Below are 15106 nucleotides of genomic sequence, written 5' to 3'. Positions count from 1 at the left end.
TCCGGGGTAGGACCGCTACTGTGGGGCTGGGTCTGGCAGTCCTCTGCGGGAGGCGGTTCGTGAACAAGAAGCACCTCAAGTGGGCCGGTGGGATACTCGCCGTCCTCTACGTAGTCAACCAACCCGGCGCCGCGGCGGATCTGATCAACCGTATGGCCGCAGGCCTCGGTGACGCCGCCACGGCCGTCGGCACGTTCGTGTCCTCGCTGGGCGCATGAGGCTGGTCACGCCGGGAGACTCCGCTCCGGCCACGATCAACCGTTACCTGCTGCCCCAGGAGCGCCAGGTCATCGTGGTGCGCAAGCACCCGGCCGTGCTGATGAAGCCGGTCCTGTTCGTGCTCGGCGGGCTGATCCTGGCGGGGATCCTCTCCAACAGGGTCGCCGGGGGCGAGGCCGGCCAGGTCGTCGACTTCATCTGGCTGGGCTGGCTGGTCCTGCTCGGCTGGTTCGTCTACGAGGTCGCCGAGTGGTCGGTCGTCTACTTCGTGATCACCAACCAGCGCATGCTGCTGACCACGGGGCTCATCACCCGCGACGTGGCGATGATGCCGCTGTCGAAGGTCACGGACATGAGCTACGAGCGCTCGCCCGTGGGCAGGGTGCTGGGCTACGGCAAGTTCATCGCCGAGTCCGCGGGCCAGGACCAGGCGCTGCGCGAGGTCGACTTCCTGCCCTATCCGGACCAGCTGTACGCCGAGGTCTGCGAGATGATCTTCCCCAACGGCAAGACGAAGTCGTTGGAGGAGCGGCTGCGCGAGATGATCGACGCCGTTCCGAAGATGCGCACCGAGCTCGCGGCCGAGGTCACCACCGGAAACGTGCACGACCTGGAGACCAGGCGGCTGCGCCTGGAGGGCGTGCAGTCCCAGCTCGACCAGCTGGTCGGCGAGGCGGGCGAGTGGCACCGGCAGGCCGCCGAACTCCACCGCCAGCTCGCCGAGCGCGTGGTACCCGACGAGGTGCCGGAGGGCTGACCTCCGGACCGACCGCGGCCCGCGCCCCGAAGGGGGCGCGGGCCGCGGTCGTATCCGGGGTTTACAGCCATCCGCACTGTGTTCCTGACCCCTAATGTCACAGGTGTGATACAGCGCGGCTATGACGGCCCCTGATTGGCTAGTCTTGCGAATGCACCGTGTGGGTTCTTTTCGCACTCACAGATCGTTCGGTGTGAATTATGTTGGCATCTCCCACCACCCCCGATCTTCCGCGAGAGAGTTGTCATGCCGGGTCCAGGCAGTGTCGGAGAGCGCGTGCGTGACCTGCGGCTGACCCGCCGCATGTCGCAGGCCCAACTGGCCGGGCACGACCTCTCCGACAGTTACATTTCATTGATCGAGTCGGGCAAGCGCACCCCCACCCCGGCCGTGCTGAAGCTGCTCGCCGAGCGGCTGGGCTGCACCCCGGAGTACCTCTCCGAGGGCATCGAGCCCGAGCAGCGCGCCCATGTCGAGGTCCGCGCCCGGCACTGCGAGCTCGCGCTGCTCGGCGGGGACGCCCTCGGGGCGCTCGAGGGCTTCGACGAGGTCATCGCCGCCGACGACAATCCCGAACTGACCCTGCGGGCCCGCTGGGGCCGTGCCGCCGCGCTGGAGCGGCTCGGCCGGACCGGCGAGGCCATCGCGGAGTTCGAGGAGCTGCGCGAGCTGGCCGAACGGGACGCGGGCCGCACCAGCTGGCTGCCCTCCGTCATCGCGCTGACCCGCTGCTACCACGCGGTCGGCGACCTCGGCCAGGCCGTGGCGCTGGGCGAGCGGGCGCTGGAGCGGCTCACCGGGCTCGGCCTGACCAGCGGCTCCGACCTCGCCGAGGTCGCCCGGGTGCTGCTGCTGGCCTACCTCGACCGGGGCGACACCGTGCGGGCGCAGGCGCTCACCCGACACATGCCGGACGAGACGGACATCACCGTCGACCACCGCAGGGCCAGCGAGCGTGCCCTCGCGGAGGGCGCGCTGGGCGACGCCATCTACCTCGCCGACCAGGCGCTGGTGACGGCCTCGGCGCGGTCGCGTTCCGCGGCGCAGGCCCGGCTCCGGGTGGCCGGAGCCCGGGCGCTGATCCACGGCGACGAGACCGACAACCGGCGCGCGCTGGACCTCCTGATGTCCGCCGCGCCCGAGCTGAGCGGGGACGAGGCGACGGCCTGCGTCATCGAGTCCGCGCGGGCGCTGATCCGGCTCGGCCGGCTGGACGAGGCGGTCTCCACCGTCCGCCACACCCTGGACGGCATGCCCCGCCAGGACTTCGGCCCGATCATGGCGCAGGCGCAGCTCGTGCTGGCCCAGGCGCATCTGGCGCAGTCCGGCCGGGAGGCGGCGCTGACCATCCTGCGGGCCACCGCCGTCCGGCTCGAGCGGCTGCCCGCCAGCAGGCTCACCGCCTCGCTCTCCCGCGAGCTGGGCGACCTCTTCGACGCGGCGGGTGACGGCGCCAGCGCGACCGCCGCCTACCGCAGGGCGCTGGAGTCAGTGGGGTTGCGGCCCACCCGGCAGGACGCTCAGGCCTTCGCCGACCACTGACGTACCGGAAAATCCGCCGTGGAGAGCCTCTCCGCGGCGGATTTCCGTTGTTCCAGAAACCTGTTCGCCTTTTTGACCGGAGAGTGTCCGGAGTCTTTACGCCTGCAGCAGCCTTCCCTCGATCTCGACCTCGGGAGAGATCGCGCGCAGCCGGGTCGCCAATGCCTCGCCCGCCGCGTGCAGCCGTTCCCACGGGTAAGGCTCCAGCCTTTCCAGAAGAAAAACGGCATTTCGGGTGTCCTCGGTGATCCGGGTCCGGACGCACTGCCGCCAGTTCCAACGCCGGCACGTCACGCCCTCGTCGTCCCGCCAGATCACCTCGCCCGGCAGAGGCGGCTCGTCCGCGTCGAACGTCTCCCGTCCCGTGGCGACCGTCAGGCGGGCCGGACCCAGGTACCTGTCGAGGTCCTCCCCGCCGATCGGCAGCGCGTACTCCACGCTGACGGCGTTGTAGGCGTCCACGACGCGGTTGATGGACGGCAGCGAGTCCGCCCGGCGCAGCAGCGCGTCCACCGACGGACGCGTGCGGTTCGGCTTGGCGCCGAACGCCCGGTACGCCTCGCGCCAAGCGTGGACATGGGGATCCTCCGGGTTCGCCGTGCGCGCGGCGGCCGCCAGCCAGGAGGCCGATTCCGCGTCGCCCGGGCCGTTGCGCAGCCCGTGGGCGGTCATCACCAGGACCCCGAAGTCGGGGCGCAGCGCGTGGACGGACTCGTCGACGACGACTTGTTCGATCATGGTTCCAGTATGCCGGGGGCGCCGCCGGCCACCGCCTCAGCCCGGCTCGGGCAGGGACGGCACCCCGGTTCCGGCGGTTCGGTGCCGACGTCGAACCACACATGGGTGCCCCTGGGGCCGCGGGTGAAGCCCCACCGGGAGGCGCACCCGTCCAGGAGCTCGCTGCCCCTGCCCTCGGTGGACTCGGCGCTCACCCGGCAGAAGCACGGGATGCCCACCGACCCCTCGTCGGCGACCACCACCCTGGCCCAGGCGTCGGTGTGGCTGACGGTGATGACGAAGTGCCCGCCGGGACCGCCGCTGCCGCTGTGCTCGACGGCGTTCGTGGCCGTCTCGCTGACCAGGAGGACCGCCGCGTCCCGGTGGGCGTGAGCGGCCCCCAGGGCGTCGGCGACGAAGCGCCGGGCCGCCCCGACCTGCTCCGGACGGCCGGGAAGCCGCAGACTGCGTACTTGAGCACCCATCGCGCCGCCTCCACCATGATCACGCTGCGTGATTGGTCAGTGACACAATGGTGCTCTTTTATGGTCAAGGCCGCAACCGTTTCCGGACACCTGGCGGCCTCAGGCGGGTGCCGGTTGCGTATTCTTCGCCGAAGCGGGGGCTCCCATCGTGGCGGCGGCGTCCTCGTCCGGGATCCGCAGGGCGAGCAGCGCGCCCACCAGCGAGAACACCGCGGTGACCGCGAACGCCCAGCGGTGGTCGCCGGAGCGGGCCAGCAGCGTCAGGCAGGTGGCCGCCGTCGCGACGCCCAGCGCCGCGCCCAGCTGGCGCTGGGCGTTGAAGAGCGTGGACGCCTGGGCCGACGACTCCGCCGGCACCGTCGCGAAGGCGGCGGCCGTCACCGAACCGAAGACGTGCGACATGACGTAGCCGAGGGCGAACATCACCACGGGCAGGACGGCGAGGGGCACCACGCCCGCCAGCGGGATCAGCAGGGCGACCAGGCCGAGCGATCCCGCCATCAGCCGCCGCGGGCCGAGCCGGGAGTACAGCCGGTCCATGAACCGGGAGCCGAGCATCACGCCGAGCGCCTCGGGGAACACGCACAGGCCCGCCTGCAGGGCGCTCAGCCCCCGGTTCGCCTGGAGGGTGAGCGGCACCAGGAACAGCACGCCCATGAAGCCCGCGGTCGACAGGATCGCCGCGCTGCTCGTCCGGCGGAACAGGCGGTCGCCGTACAGGGCGAACCGCACCATCGGCTCCGCCTTGCGGGACTCGACGCGCACCAGCAGGACCAGCAGGACGAACCCGGCCGCCGCCGCGCCCAGGATCTCCGGCGAGGTCCAGCCCAGGGCCGAACCCTCGGTGAGCGCGTACATCACTCCGGCGAAACCCGCGCCGGCCAGGACGAACCCTGCCAGGTCGAACCGTCCCGCGCTCCTGCCGCCGTGGTCGGGGAGGGTGAGCAGGCCGAAGAGGAACGCCCCGATCCCGATCGGCACGTTGACGTAGAACACCCAGCGCCAGCCGACCGTGTCCACCAGCAGGCCGCCCACCACGGGGCCGCAGGCCGGGGCCAGCGCGGTCGGCACCATGAGGACCTGGTTGGCCCGCAGCCGCTCGGCCGGCGGGAACTCCCGCAGCAGCATGGCGAAGCCGACGGGCGTCATCATGCCGCCGCCCACGCCCTGCAGCACCCGGAAGGCGATCAGCTGGCCCTCGTTCTGGGCCAGCCCGCACAGCGCGGACGCGAGGGTGAAGACCGCCAGCGCCACCAGGAAGATCTTGCGGTAGCCGAACCTGTCGGCCAGCCAGCCCGAGGCCGGGATGACCACGGCGAGGCTCACCAGGTAACCGGTGACGATCGCCCCGATGCCGCCGACGGGGACGCCGAACGACTCCGCCATCCGGGGCAGCGCCACGTTGACGATGGTGGTGTCGAGGATCGAGAGGAACATCGAGCACACGAAGACCACGCTGACCGCGACCTTCGGCGTCACCTTCGTCATGCACCCCTCCCGCGGTCCTCAGCCGACCACAGGAAGTCTGACAGGTCAAAGAAAATTCCCGTTGTACGGGTATCAGGCGATTTCTTGCAGCCTGGAGAGCTCCTCCGGGGAGAGCTCGAGGTCGCCCGCGGCGAGGTTCTCGTCCAGGTGCGCCGCAGAGGTGGTGCCGGGAGCCGGCAGCAGCACCCGGGAGCGGTGGAGCAGCCAGGACAACGCGACCTGCGCCGGGGTGGCGTCGTGCGCCGCGGCGATCTCGTCGACGACCGGCTGGCCGGACGCGGTCAGCGCGCCGTCGTTCAGCGGAGCCCAGGGCAGGAAGGCCACCTGGCGCTCCTCGCACAACTCCAGGAGCGAGGCGGCCTCGCGGTCCAGCAGGTGGAAGCGGTTCTGCACGGAGGCGATCTCGGCCAGCTCCGTCGCCGCCCTCAGCTGCTCGGCGGAGACGCTGTCCAGCCCGATGTGCCGGATCTTGCCCTCGTTCCGCAGCTCGGTGAGCGCGCCGAGCTGCTCGGCCAGGGGGACCTGCGGGTCGATGCGGTGCAGCTGGTAGAGGTCGATCGTCTCCAGTCCGAGCCGGCGGAGGCTGGCCTCGCACATCTCCCGGAGCGACTCGGGACGCCCGTCCAGATGCCACTCCGTCGCCGACGTGCGGACGATCCCGCCCTTGGTCGCGATCACCAGTCCGACGGGGTAGGGGCGCAGCGCCTCCGCGATCAGCTCTTCGGCCAGTCCCGGGCCGTAGTCCCCGGAGGTGTCGATGAGGTCAACGCCCCGCATGACGGCGTGGCGCAGCAGCCGGACGGCGTCCGCCCGCTCCCCGCCCGGTCCCCAGTAGCCCTTGCCGACCAGCCGTCCCGTCCCCAGACCGATCCGGTGCACGGGCAGGTCACGGCCGATGAAGAACATCTCGAACGACATGCGCGTGACTTTACCGCTGCCTTTCCCCTGCCGGTAAAGCGGCCGAAAGATCAATTCCGCACGCCGCCGACCTGCGCCTCCCGCCGGAAGTTGTCATGATCCGCAGACAGGTTTCCTGTTTTCCGTCTTTTCTGGCATATAACGGGCCTATCAGCACGGGTCACACTGAGCCGGCGGCCGGTTCTTCCGGCAGGTGTCGGGGAGACACCGTTCCGGCGTCGTGTGGTGCGGTCACACGGCGCCGGGACCGTTCCCCCGTGGCCTTTTCCCGTGGTCGGCCGACCGGTGTCGCCGTCGAGGCCTCCCGATCTCCTCCGCGGAGGATGTCCGAACCCGTTGATAGCGTGCCTTGCCTGACGGAAGATCAGGAAAGGGCGGCGACCGTGCGGGAAGTCACACGTCACGAAGTCAGCGGACAGCACGTGGCCCGCGCGCTCGACGGCATCGAGCAGCGAACACGGCGACGGTGGGTCTCCCTGCGTTACGACGAGGCATCTCCGAAGAAGCTGCAGGAACTCTGTGACGAACTCCTCGACCACATCGCCGCCCGCACCATCCAGGACCCCGCACTCGACGGCCCCTCGCGCTCGGTACTGCGGACCGCGGCGGAGTGCGCGCTGGGGGTGCTCAGCGTCGGCTGCTTCCCCCGCGGCGACCAGGAGGTCCTCTTCCCCCTCATCAGCGAGGTGCTCCGCACCGAGGAAGTCTGCTTCTGCGAGTCCCCCGAGCTGGTCCCCGCAGCCGGAACGTGGGTCGACGTGTTCGCGCTGAGCCTGGTCAGCGGCCTGGTGTGGGAATGGCAGCGAGTGATCGGCCTGATGTTGAGGAACGACTACGCGCCCGCGATCCGCGACGGGGTTCCGTACTCGAAGCTGGATTCGGTCTCGGATCCGGCGGATCTGGCCACGATGGACGCCCTGTGCCGCTACCTGGCCCCGGAGCACAGGAATCCGCCCCGGAGCTCCGGGGGGCCGGTCTGGACCCGGACCTGGCCCACCGTGCCCCTGTGCAAGCCGGACGCCGACGACCGCGCCGAGGCGGCCCGGCGACTGGACGCGGCCGGCCGCCTGACACCGGACCAGCGCCTTCTCCGCGTCCTTCTCGACGACGACCGGCATGCGTTCGAACAGGCCCTCGTGGCCCGGCTCATCGAACACCGGGAGAGCGCCGGGCCCGACCCCGCCCCCAGGACCCTGCTGCCGATCACCACTCTCGCCGTGGCCGCCCTCGCGGTCCAGGTGCACGGGTGGGCGCCGGCCATCCGTTCCGGCTACCTGCCGCCCGACCTCCTGGGTTCCCCGGACGCGTTGCGGCGGGCGGACGCCGGGGAGAACGACCCGGCTCTTTGAGCCGCATCGCCGGTTCGCACGGCCGTCCGGTCAGCCGGTGGCCATGTCGACGAAGCGGCTGTAATGGCCCTGGAAGGCGACGGTGATCGTGGCGGTGGGGCCGTTACGGTGCTTCGCAACGATCAGGTCGGCTTCACCTGCTCGTGGGGATTCCTTCTCGTAGGCGTCTTCTCGGTGGAGAAGGATGACCATGTCCGCGTCCTGCTCGATAGATCCGGATTCGCGCAGGTCGGAGACCATGGGACGTTTGTCGGTCCGCTGTTCGGGGCCTCGGTTGAGCTGGGAGAGCGCGATGACCGGGACCTGGAGCTCCTTGGCGAGGAGCTTCAGGGAGCGGGAGAACTCCGAGACCTCGACCTGGCGGCTCTCGACGCGCTTGCCGGACGTCATCAGCTGGAGGTAGTCGATGACGACCAGGCGGAGGTCGTGCTGCTGCTTGAGGCGGCGGCACTTGGCGCGGATCTCCATCATCGACATGTTGGGCGAGTCGTCGATGAAGAGGGGGGCCTCGGCGACCTCGCTCATGCGGCGGGCGAGGCGCGTCCAGTCGTCGTCGTTCATGGTGCCCGAGCGCATGGCGTGCAGGGCGACGCGGGCCTCGGCCGAAAGCAGGCGCATGGTGATCTCGTTGCGGCCCATCTCCAGGCTGAAGAAGGCCGAGGTGAGGCCGTGCTTGATGGAGGCGGCGCGCACGAAGTCCAGCGCGAGGGTGGACTTGCCCATCGCGGGGCGGGCGGCGACGACGATCATCTGGCCGGGGTGCAGGCCGTTGGTGAGGGAGTCGAAGTCGGTGAAGCCGGTGGGGACGCCGGTCATCTGGCCGTCGCGGCTGCCGATGGCCTCGATCTCGTCGAGGGCGAACGGCATGATCTCGCTCAGCGGCAGGTAGTCCTCGCCGGAGCGCTTGTCGGCGATGGCGTAGACCTCGGCCTGCGCCTGGTCGAGCAGGTCGTCGGCGTCGGCGCCCGCGGCGTAGCCGAGCTGCACGATGCGGGTGCCGGCCTCCACGAGGCGGCGCAGCACCGAACGCTCCTGGACGATCTTCGCGTAGTAGCCCGCGTTGGCCGCGGTGGGCACCGAGTTGATGAGGGTGAACAGGTAGGGGGCGCCGCCGGTGCGGGCGTGCTCGCCGCGCTTGGTGAGCTCGGCGCCGACCATCACGGCGTCGGCCGGCTCGCCCCGCCCGTACAGGTCGAGGATGACGTCGTAGATGACCTGGTGGGCGGGCCGGTAGAAGTCCGACGACCGCAGCTGCTCGACGACGTCCGAGATGGCGTCCGGCGCCAGCATCATGCCGCCCAGCACGCACTGCTCCGCGTTCAGGTCGTGCGGCGGCACCCGTTCGAACTCGGGTTCCTGCCGAGAGATCTCCGCGATACTCACCCGGCGCACTTCCTTCCCCGAGCCCTACCTACGTCACAGTTCTAACGGAACCCTCTGACATTCTCTGGCCATCACCCTTCTCACCCAAGTTGATCTGTGGACGAGTCTGTGGATGACCTGTGCAGTACTCCCCAAAGCCTGTGGACAACCTGGGGACAACTTGTGGAAAACCGTGTTCGCACAACTGTGGATAGGAGCCTGAGCTGCGGAAACGTTCGTCCACATCTGTGGATAAAAGAAAACATGACAGGGAGATCCTGCATCTGGCCGTTCCGGCGTTCGGCGCGCTCGTCGCGGAGCCGCTCTTCCTCCTGTCCGACGCGGCGATCGTCGGTCGCCTCGGCACGGCGCAGCAGGCCGGACTCACCATCGCGGGCCAGGCGCTGACCGCGCTCATCGGCGTCTGCGTCTTCCTCGCGTACGCGACGACGGCCGCGGTCGCGCGCCAGGTCGGCGCTGGAGACCTCCGGCATGCCACCCGGCAGGGAATCGACGGGCTCTGGCTCGCACTGGCGATCGGCGTGACGCTGATAGCCGTCGGCCTTCCGATGAGTCCCGCCATCGTCGGGTTCTTCGGGGACAACGAGTACGCCGTCGAATACCTGCGTGTCAGCCTGCTCGGCGCCCCCGGCATGCTCGTCGTCCTGGCGGGCACCGGCGTGCTGCGCGGGCTGCAGAACGGACGCGTCCCGCTGTACGTCTCCGTCGGGATGTTCACCGCCAACCTCGTGCTGAACGTGTTGTTCGTGCTCGTCTTCGACTGGGGAATCGCCGGCTCCGCCTGGGGGACCGTCACCGCGCAGACCGGAGGCGCCCTCATCTACCTGGTCACGGTGCTGCGCCTGGCGCGGCGCCACGGGGCTTCGTTGCGACCCGACCGGCAGGGCCTGCGTGCCGCGGTGTCCTCCGGGTTCGCGCTCGTCATCCGCACCGTCACGCTTCAGGCCACGCTCGTCCTGTCGACGCGCGTCGCCGCGCAACAGGGCACGGACGTCGCCGCCGCGTACGGAATCAGCTCACGCATCTGGTTGTTGTCCTCCTTCGTGCTGGACGCCGTGGCGATCGCGGGGCAGTCCCTGCTCGGCCGCCACCTCGGCGCGGGCGACCAGAAGGCCGCGCGCGAGGTGACCCGACGCATGTTGTGGTGGGGCCTCTTCACCTCATGCGGGTTCGGCGTGCTCCTCCTGGCCGCCACGCCCTGGATCCCCGGGCTGTTCGACGCCAGCCCCGAGGTCTCCGCCCTGCTCGTCCGCGCGCTGCTCGTGGTCGCGCTCATCCAGCCGCTCGGCGGGCTGACCTTCGTCCTGGACGGGGTGCTCATCGGCGCGGGGGACATGCGCTACCTCGCCTGGGCCGGAGTCCTCACCCTGGCAGCCTTCCTGCCGGCCGCACGGCTGGCCGCCGGACACGGCATCGCCGTGTTGTGGGCGGCCCTCGGCTGGTGGATGCTCGTCCGCCTCCTCACCCTGGGTGCCCGCGCCAGAACCGGCGCCTGGCTGGTCACCGGAGCCGTTCGTTGATCGAAATCGTTGATACAGATGTTCGAAAACTTACTCGGAGCGACGGCCGGGTTCGCTAAGATTCGAACATGCGTTCACCGCACGGGGAGAGGCTGGCTCGCCTGGCACAGGCGATCGACGAGCTGGCGGCACACGGCCTGGCCGACCTGCCGCCGGACGTCCTGGCCGAGCGCGTCACCCATATCTGCACGCTGGTCGAGGGCATCGACCCCGAATCCACCCGCCGCCGCGCCTACACCCCCCGCGTCGAGAACTGACCGCTCCCCACCGCGGCCGCACACGACGGCTTCGCGGCAACGCACTCGAACAAGGCACGTCGGACCGGCGAGACCTCGTCCGATCCCTCGCGGCAGACGCACAGCCGCGTTCGAACGACGCGAAGTGGGCGCGGGTGACGGTGAGGTCCGCCCGGACGCTCCGCGATAGTGGCGGCACGGCCCGTCCAGTCAGCGTATGGCGGGTCCGGACGGTGATGCGGTCCTCGCCTGGGCGCACGACGGCCGTGGGGACTTTCCCTGGATGCACGGCAGCCGCTCCGGACGTGGTGGACGGCTGCGTTCGAGCGGCGGGGGTCAGGCGACGATGAGGACTCCGCCTTGGAGGAAGAAGAGAACGGCGAGGAAGAGTCCCGTGTAGCCCAGGATGAGGCCGAGGAGAGCGGGGATGCGGCCGCGTTCGCCGGTCGCGCGGACCTGGCGGCGGGCGAGATGGCCGAAGAACACCGCCAGGAGGCTGCCGATCCCGCAGGCCCAGAGCAGCCCGCAGACCAGGGAGGCGACGGCATAGGGATTGGTACGGCGCACGCGGCAAGTCTGCCTCTGACCCCGAGGCAAAACAATCCTTATCCCCGATCGGCATAACAGAACGGCCCGGATCATGTGATCCGGGCCGTTGCCGTCGGTGTGACGCCTGATCAGGCGGCTCAGGCGACGCTCAGGTTGACCGTGCCGCTGATCTCCGGGTGGAGGCGGACGGTGACCTGGTGCGTACCGGTCGTCTTGATCGGGTTGTCGATCTCGATGCGGCGCTTGTCGAGGTCGGGACCGCCGGCGGACTTGACCGCCTCGGCGATGTCACCGGCGGTCACGGCGCCGAAGAGGCGGCCGCTCTTGCCGGACTGCGCCTTGACGACCACCTTGAGGCCCTTGAGGGAGTCGGCGACTTCCTTGGCCTGCTCCAGGGTCGCGATCTCGCGGGCGGCGCGCGCCTTCTTGATCACGACGATCTGCTTCTCGGCGCCCTTGCTCCACTGGATGGCGAAGCCGCGCGGCACGAGGTAGTTGCGGCCGTAGCCGTCCTTGACCTCGACGACGTCGCCCGGAGCACCGAGACCGGAAACCTGCTGGGTGAGGATCAGCTTCATATCAATCCCCTCCTTAGCGAGCGGTCGAGGTGTACGGGAGCAGCGCCATCTCGCGCGCGTTCTTGATCGCGGTTGCGACGTCGCGCTGGTGCTGCGTGCAGTTGCCGGTCACCCGACGCGCACGGATCTTGCCCCGGTCGGAGATGAACTTCCGCAGCAGCGGCGTGTCCTTGTAGTCGACGTAGGAGATCTTTTCCTGGCAGAACAGGCAGACCTTCTTCTTGGGCTTGCGGGGCGGTGGCTTGGCCATCGTGGTGCTCCTCGGAACTCAGAGCCCTGCCGAAGCAGGAATGGACATCTTTCAGTTTTTCTCCGGACCCGCCCCCCATGGAGGCCGATCCGAACGGACTACAGGCTACTCACCCATAACCCAGCGAAAGCCGCAGTAAAGCACCCGGCGAACCGGGCTTCACGGCTCCCACCGTCCCGGTATGACAGCAGGCCGTCACCTTGCTGCCACATCGACGGGCTTGATTAAAAAGGCGGTTCGTCGGTGAAGCCGCCACCGGCGGGAGCGCTGGTCGCCCAGGGGTCGTCCGGCGGCGGGGTGCCCTGGCCGCCGGAGTAACCTCCGCCGCCCTGGTAGCCGCCTCCGCCACCGCCCTGGTAACCGCCGCCTCCGCCCTGGTAGCCGCCGCCACCGCCGCCGCCGTAACCGCCGCCGCCCTGACGGGAGGTCTTGGTCACCTTGGCGGAGGCGTTCTTCAGCGACGGGCCGACCTCGTCCGCCTCGATCTCGTAGACGGTGCGCTTCTCGCCCTCTTTGGTCTCGTAGGAGCGCTGCTTGAGGCGACCCTGCACGATCACCCGCATGCCCCGCTGGAGGCTCTCCGCGCAGTTCTCCGCGGCCTGCCGCCAGACGTTGACGGTGAGGAAGAGGCTCTCGCCGTCCTTCCATTCGTTGGTCGCCTTGTCGAGGAACCGCGGGGTGGACGCGACGCGGAAGGACGCGACGGCCTGCCCGGACGCGGTGAACCGCAGGTTGGGGTCCTCGACGAGGTTGCCGACCAGCGTGATCGTGGTGTCGCCTGCTGCCATGGGGTTACGCTCCCGACTCCGGTGTGGGGCTCACAGCGAGGTCTCAGTGGACCTCGGGACGCAGGACCTTCGTACGCAGCACCGACTCGCTCAGGTTGAGCTGGCGGTCAAGCTCCTTGACCAGCGCGGGCTCAGCGGTGAGGTCGACGACGGCGTAGATGCCCTCGGACTTCTTCTGGATGTCGTACGACAGGCGCCGGCGGCCCCAGACGTCGACTTTCTCCACGGTGCCCCCGCCGGTCTTGACCACGTTGAGGAACTGGTCGACGGTCGGCGTGATCGCGCGCTCGTCGAGCGACGGGTCGAGGATCACCATAACTTCGTAGCGACGCATTGAGGTCCCTACCTCCTTTGGACTGATGCGGTCACGGCGTTCCCGTGACAGGAGGGCCAGCTGTCTGCCCGCTTCCGGCTCTGAGGCGACTGCCTGGAGCGCAAAGTGCGGGACCGAACCAGGCTACCAACAACCCGCGGGTCGTCAGACCTGCTTCCACAGCTTCCGGCGGTTCGCGAACGCCGTCAGGCGACGTTCGTCCGCCGCCGGTCGAGCTCGGCCATGAGATCGAACATCCGCGCCCTCAGCTTGGCCGTCTGGGTCGTCAGCCTCGACAGCTCATCGACCAGTTCCGCCTCGCCGATCTGGGAGAACTCGTTCATCAACCCTCCTCGAATCGAAGTCGTGTTCGACCCTAACCCCCGGCGCCGACAAAATCCCGGCCCTTGTGGATCGTCCTGCGCGCATCGGCGCACGCCCAGCACGAGAGGCGCCCATCCTCATGTGGACCGTTCGCCGCCCCACCGGACACGCATCCATGGATCGTTCGCACGCGCCGGCGGGCTTTCGACCACGGCAGCGCCGCCCCATGTGGATCCCGCGACGCGCGTCCGGCCCCGGGCCGGACGCCGCCGGGCGCGCGTGTCCCGTCCGGGGGACCGTTGTCGGTCCCCGCCGCTAGCCTGGGCGCATGCGCATCGGAGCCCACGTCAGAGACGACGATCCCCTCGCCGCGGCCGCGGAGCTGCAGGCCGACGTCGTGCAGTTCTTCATCGGCGACCCGCAGGGCTGGAAGAAACCGGTGCTGCCCGAGGGGCTGGCCGCGGCGGTGAAGGCCTCGGAGGTCGAGGTCTTCGTCCACGCCCCGTACCGGATCAACGTCGCGACGACCAACAACAAGGTGCGGATCCCCAGCCGCAAGCTGCTGGAGCAGCATCTGCAGGCGGCGGCCGAGATCGGCGCCAAGGGGCTGATCGTGCACGGCGGGCACGTCGGCGACGGCGACGACCCGCAGGTCGGCTTCGACAACTGGCGCAAGGTCTTCGAACGGCTGGAGTGCCCGATCCCGGTCCTGATCGAGAACACCGCGGGCGGCGGCAACGCCATGGCCCGGAAGTTCGACAGGATCGCCCAGTTGTGGGAGACGCTGGACGGCGTCGCCGGCATGGACAAGAACGTCGGCTTCTGCCTGGACACCTGCCACGCCCACGCCGCCGGCGAGGAACTGCTGGACGCCGTCGCGCGGATCAAGGCGATCACGGGCCGCATCGACCTGGTGCACTGCAACGACAGCCGCGACGCGTTCGGCTCCGGCGCCGACCGGCACGCCAACCTGAAGCACGGCCAGATCGACCCGGACCTCATCGTCGCCGTCTGCCGCGAGGCCGGTGCCCCGATCGTCCTGGAGACCCCGGGCGACGGCCAGGCCGCCGACCTGACGTTCCTGCGCGAATCCCTTCGCGAATCCCTTTAGTCCCGGGGCACCGGCGGAAGTTCCCGCGGTTCGCCGCCGGGGCCGGGGAGCAGCACGTACATGGGTGTGTCGCTCTCCGCCCAGGCGTCGACGGCGTCGCGGAAGACGCCCAGAGCGGTGGCGAACGTCTCGGAGGCCGCATCGGCGAGGGTCTTCCAGCCGGGCCAGACGATCAGGTAGGCGCGCTCCGCGGGCAGCCATTCCATGTCGGTCAGCAGGTCGTAGAAGGCGTCCCAGTCGTCGGAGTCGGATTCCTCAGGGAACTCCAGGACCTCCGCCGCATGGGTGAAGAAGCCCTGCTCGTCCTGTGATTCGCCCAGGCCGAAGACCTCCCAGCCCGCGTCCTCGGCGTCCGCCAGCCACGGGGGCGCCTCGACGTCGGCGTGGCCGCCGCCCATGGCCAGGGGCAGCGCGAGCCGCCCGTCCGGCGTGCGGGTGAGGCCGGTCCGCTGAGGGCGCTTGGCGGTGCGGAACAGCTCCTCTGGCCGGATCTCCCAGCGGTAGACGCCCGGCGCCACCCGTCCGGCGATCAGCCCTTCCAGCCCGTGCATGCTCTTCCTCACCCGTGTTCGACGCGCC

18 protein-coding genes and 1 pseudogene are annotated in these 15106 nt (G+C 69.8%); 7 read left to right on the top strand and 12 right to left on the bottom strand.

Features of this window, described 5'->3' with window-relative positions; genetic code table 11:
* Window positions 1–59 precede the first annotated feature (59 nt).
* From C2865_RS39205 to C2865_RS03505, 3 genes and pseudogenes are all read left to right on the top strand, one after another.
* A complete protein-coding gene (locus C2865_RS39205; RefSeq protein ID WP_157963539.1) occupies window positions 60–218 on the top strand; it encodes a hypothetical protein in 159 nt (52 codons plus the stop codon).
* Window positions 215–724 (top strand): annotated as a pseudogene (locus C2865_RS03510) (PH domain-containing protein); the annotation flags it as partial. The gene C2865_RS39205 and the pseudogene C2865_RS03510, both read left to right, overlap by 4 nt.
* Before the next feature lie 528 nt (window positions 725–1252).
* Window positions 1253–2518 carry a helix-turn-helix domain-containing protein gene (locus tag C2865_RS03505; protein ID WP_232835321.1) on the top strand — a complete coding sequence of 422 codons (1266 nt, stop codon included), beginning with the start codon at window positions 1253–1255 and terminating at the stop codon, window positions 2516–2518.
* Window positions 2519–2614: 96 nt separating this feature from the next.
* Here the strand turns inward: C2865_RS03505 and C2865_RS03500 are convergent, their stop codons facing one another.
* From C2865_RS03500 to C2865_RS03485, 4 genes are all read right to left on the bottom strand, one after another.
* Window positions 2615–3256: a B3/B4 domain-containing protein gene (locus tag C2865_RS03500; protein WP_106396796.1), complete on the bottom strand. Its 642-nt coding sequence runs from the start codon at window positions 3254–3256 to the stop codon at window positions 2615–2617.
* On the bottom strand, window positions 3253–3720 hold the full coding sequence (locus C2865_RS03495; protein ID WP_106396795.1) for an ATP-binding protein: 468 nt from the start codon (window positions 3718–3720) through the stop codon (window positions 3253–3255). Before C2865_RS03495 ends, C2865_RS03500 begins: the two co-directional genes overlap by 4 nt.
* Before the next feature lie 99 nt (window positions 3721–3819).
* Window positions 3820–5208 (bottom strand): DHA2 family efflux MFS transporter permease subunit, encoded by a 1389-nt coding sequence (locus C2865_RS03490; RefSeq protein ID WP_106396794.1) that lies wholly within the window; start codon window positions 5206–5208, stop codon window positions 3820–3822.
* A 72-nt stretch (window positions 5209–5280) separates the two neighbouring features.
* Window positions 5281–6126 carry an aldo/keto reductase gene (locus C2865_RS03485; RefSeq protein ID WP_106396793.1) on the bottom strand — a complete coding sequence of 282 codons (846 nt, stop codon included), beginning with the start codon at window positions 6124–6126 and terminating at the stop codon, window positions 5281–5283.
* 383 nt (window positions 6127–6509) lie between these two features.
* Between C2865_RS03485 and C2865_RS03480 the strand changes: the two genes are divergently transcribed.
* Window positions 6510–7475: an immunity 49 family protein gene (locus C2865_RS03480; protein ID WP_106396792.1), complete on the top strand. Its 966-nt coding sequence runs from the start codon at window positions 6510–6512 to the stop codon at window positions 7473–7475.
* Between the two features lie 30 nt (window positions 7476–7505).
* Here C2865_RS03480 and dnaB read toward each other — a convergent pair whose 3' ends face one another.
* Window positions 7506–8858 carry a replicative DNA helicase gene (gene dnaB, locus C2865_RS03475; RefSeq protein WP_106396791.1) on the bottom strand — a complete coding sequence of 451 codons (1353 nt, stop codon included), beginning with the start codon at window positions 8856–8858 and terminating at the stop codon, window positions 7506–7508.
* A gap of 227 nt (window positions 8859–9085) precedes the next feature.
* Between dnaB and C2865_RS03470 the strand changes: the two genes are divergently transcribed.
* Both C2865_RS03470 and C2865_RS03465 read left to right on the top strand, forming a co-directional pair.
* Complete coding sequence (locus tag C2865_RS03470; RefSeq protein WP_232835320.1) at window positions 9086–10378, top strand: MATE family efflux transporter; 1293 nt, start codon at window positions 9086–9088, stop codon at window positions 10376–10378.
* A 68-nt stretch (window positions 10379–10446) separates the two neighbouring features.
* Window positions 10447–10635 carry a hypothetical protein gene (locus tag C2865_RS03465; protein WP_106396789.1) on the top strand — a complete coding sequence of 63 codons (189 nt, stop codon included), beginning with the start codon at window positions 10447–10449 and terminating at the stop codon, window positions 10633–10635.
* Window positions 10636–10950: 315 nt separating this feature from the next.
* Here C2865_RS03465 and C2865_RS03460 read toward each other — a convergent pair whose 3' ends face one another.
* The 6 genes from C2865_RS03460 to C2865_RS39885 form a co-directional block, all read right to left on the bottom strand.
* Complete coding sequence (locus C2865_RS03460; RefSeq protein ID WP_157963538.1) at window positions 10951–11181, bottom strand: DUF4190 domain-containing protein; 231 nt, start codon at window positions 11179–11181, stop codon at window positions 10951–10953.
* 119 nt (window positions 11182–11300) lie between these two features.
* Window positions 11301–11741, bottom strand: a complete 441-nt coding sequence (rplI, locus tag C2865_RS03455) for a 50S ribosomal protein L9 (protein ID WP_106396787.1) — start codon at window positions 11739–11741, stop codon at window positions 11301–11303.
* Between the two features lie 13 nt (window positions 11742–11754).
* On the bottom strand, window positions 11755–11991 hold the full coding sequence (rpsR, locus tag C2865_RS03450; protein WP_106396786.1) for a 30S ribosomal protein S18: 237 nt from the start codon (window positions 11989–11991) through the stop codon (window positions 11755–11757).
* A 224-nt stretch (window positions 11992–12215) separates the two neighbouring features.
* Window positions 12216–12779, bottom strand: a complete 564-nt coding sequence (locus C2865_RS03445; RefSeq protein ID WP_106396785.1) for a single-stranded DNA-binding protein — start codon at window positions 12777–12779, stop codon at window positions 12216–12218.
* A gap of 43 nt (window positions 12780–12822) precedes the next feature.
* Entirely contained in the window at window positions 12823–13113 is a 291-nt protein-coding gene (gene rpsF / locus C2865_RS03440; protein ID WP_106396784.1) for a 30S ribosomal protein S6, read from the bottom strand.
* 185 nt (window positions 13114–13298) lie between these two features.
* Complete coding sequence (locus tag C2865_RS39885; RefSeq protein ID WP_198653071.1) at window positions 13299–13436, bottom strand: hypothetical protein; 138 nt, start codon at window positions 13434–13436, stop codon at window positions 13299–13301.
* A gap of 308 nt (window positions 13437–13744) precedes the next feature.
* Between C2865_RS39885 and C2865_RS03435 the strand changes: the two genes are divergently transcribed.
* On the top strand, window positions 13745–14527 hold the full coding sequence (locus tag C2865_RS03435) for a deoxyribonuclease IV (RefSeq protein ID WP_106396783.1): 783 nt from the start codon (window positions 13745–13747) through the stop codon (window positions 14525–14527).
* On the opposite strand, the gene C2865_RS03430 is transcribed toward C2865_RS03435, so the two are convergent.
* Window positions 14524–15078, bottom strand: coding sequence for a barstar family protein (locus tag C2865_RS03430; protein ID WP_106396782.1), 555 nt, complete (start codon window positions 15076–15078; stop codon window positions 14524–14526). The two genes, C2865_RS03435 and C2865_RS03430, sit on opposite strands and share 4 nt — an antisense overlap.
* Window positions 15079–15106 lie beyond the last annotated feature (28 nt).

The sequence above is a fragment of the Actinocorallia populi genome, from assembly GCF_002995495.1.
In the GTDB taxonomy this organism is placed as follows: Bacteria; Actinomycetota; Actinomycetes; order Streptosporangiales; family Streptosporangiaceae; genus Actinocorallia; species Actinocorallia populi.
The sequence above is the reverse complement of the archived record's forward strand: the minus strand, read 5'-3'. Positions and strand labels throughout refer to the sequence as shown.

Coding starts and splice junctions, on each gene's coding strand:
- C2865_RS03500 (WP_106396796.1), bottom strand. CDS start 3,256: ATGATCGAACAAGTCGTCGTCGACGAGTCCGTCCACGCGCTGCGCCCC.
- C2865_RS03495 (WP_106396795.1), bottom strand. CDS start 3,720: ATGGGTGCTCAAGTACGCAGTCTGCGGCTTCCCGGCCGTCCGGAGCAG.
- C2865_RS03490 (WP_106396794.1), bottom strand. CDS start 5,208: ATGACGAAGGTGACGCCGAAGGTCGCGGTCAGCGTGGTCTTCGTGTGC.
- C2865_RS03485 (WP_106396793.1), bottom strand. CDS start 6,126: ATGTCGTTCGAGATGTTCTTCATCGGCCGTGACCTGCCCGTGCACCGG.
- C2865_RS03465 (WP_106396789.1), top strand. CDS start 10,447: ATGCGTTCACCGCACGGGGAGAGGCTGGCTCGCCTGGCACAGGCGATC.
- rplI (WP_106396787.1), bottom strand. CDS start 11,741: ATGAAGCTGATCCTCACCCAGCAGGTTTCCGGTCTCGGTGCTCCGGGC.
- rpsR (WP_106396786.1), bottom strand. CDS start 11,991: ATGGCCAAGCCACCGCCCCGCAAGCCCAAGAAGAAGGTCTGCCTGTTC.
- C2865_RS03445 (WP_106396785.1), bottom strand. CDS start 12,779: ATGGCAGCAGGCGACACCACGATCACGCTGGTCGGCAACCTCGTCGAG.
- rpsF (WP_106396784.1), bottom strand. CDS start 13,113: ATGCGTCGCTACGAAGTTATGGTGATCCTCGACCCGTCGCTCGACGAG.
- C2865_RS39885 (WP_198653071.1), bottom strand. CDS start 13,436: ATGAACGAGTTCTCCCAGATCGGCGAGGCGGAACTGGTCGATGAGCTG.
- C2865_RS03435 (WP_106396783.1), top strand. CDS start 13,745: ATGCGCATCGGAGCCCACGTCAGAGACGACGATCCCCTCGCCGCGGCC.
- C2865_RS03430 (WP_106396782.1), bottom strand. CDS start 15,078: ATGCACGGGCTGGAAGGGCTGATCGCCGGACGGGTGGCGCCGGGCGTC.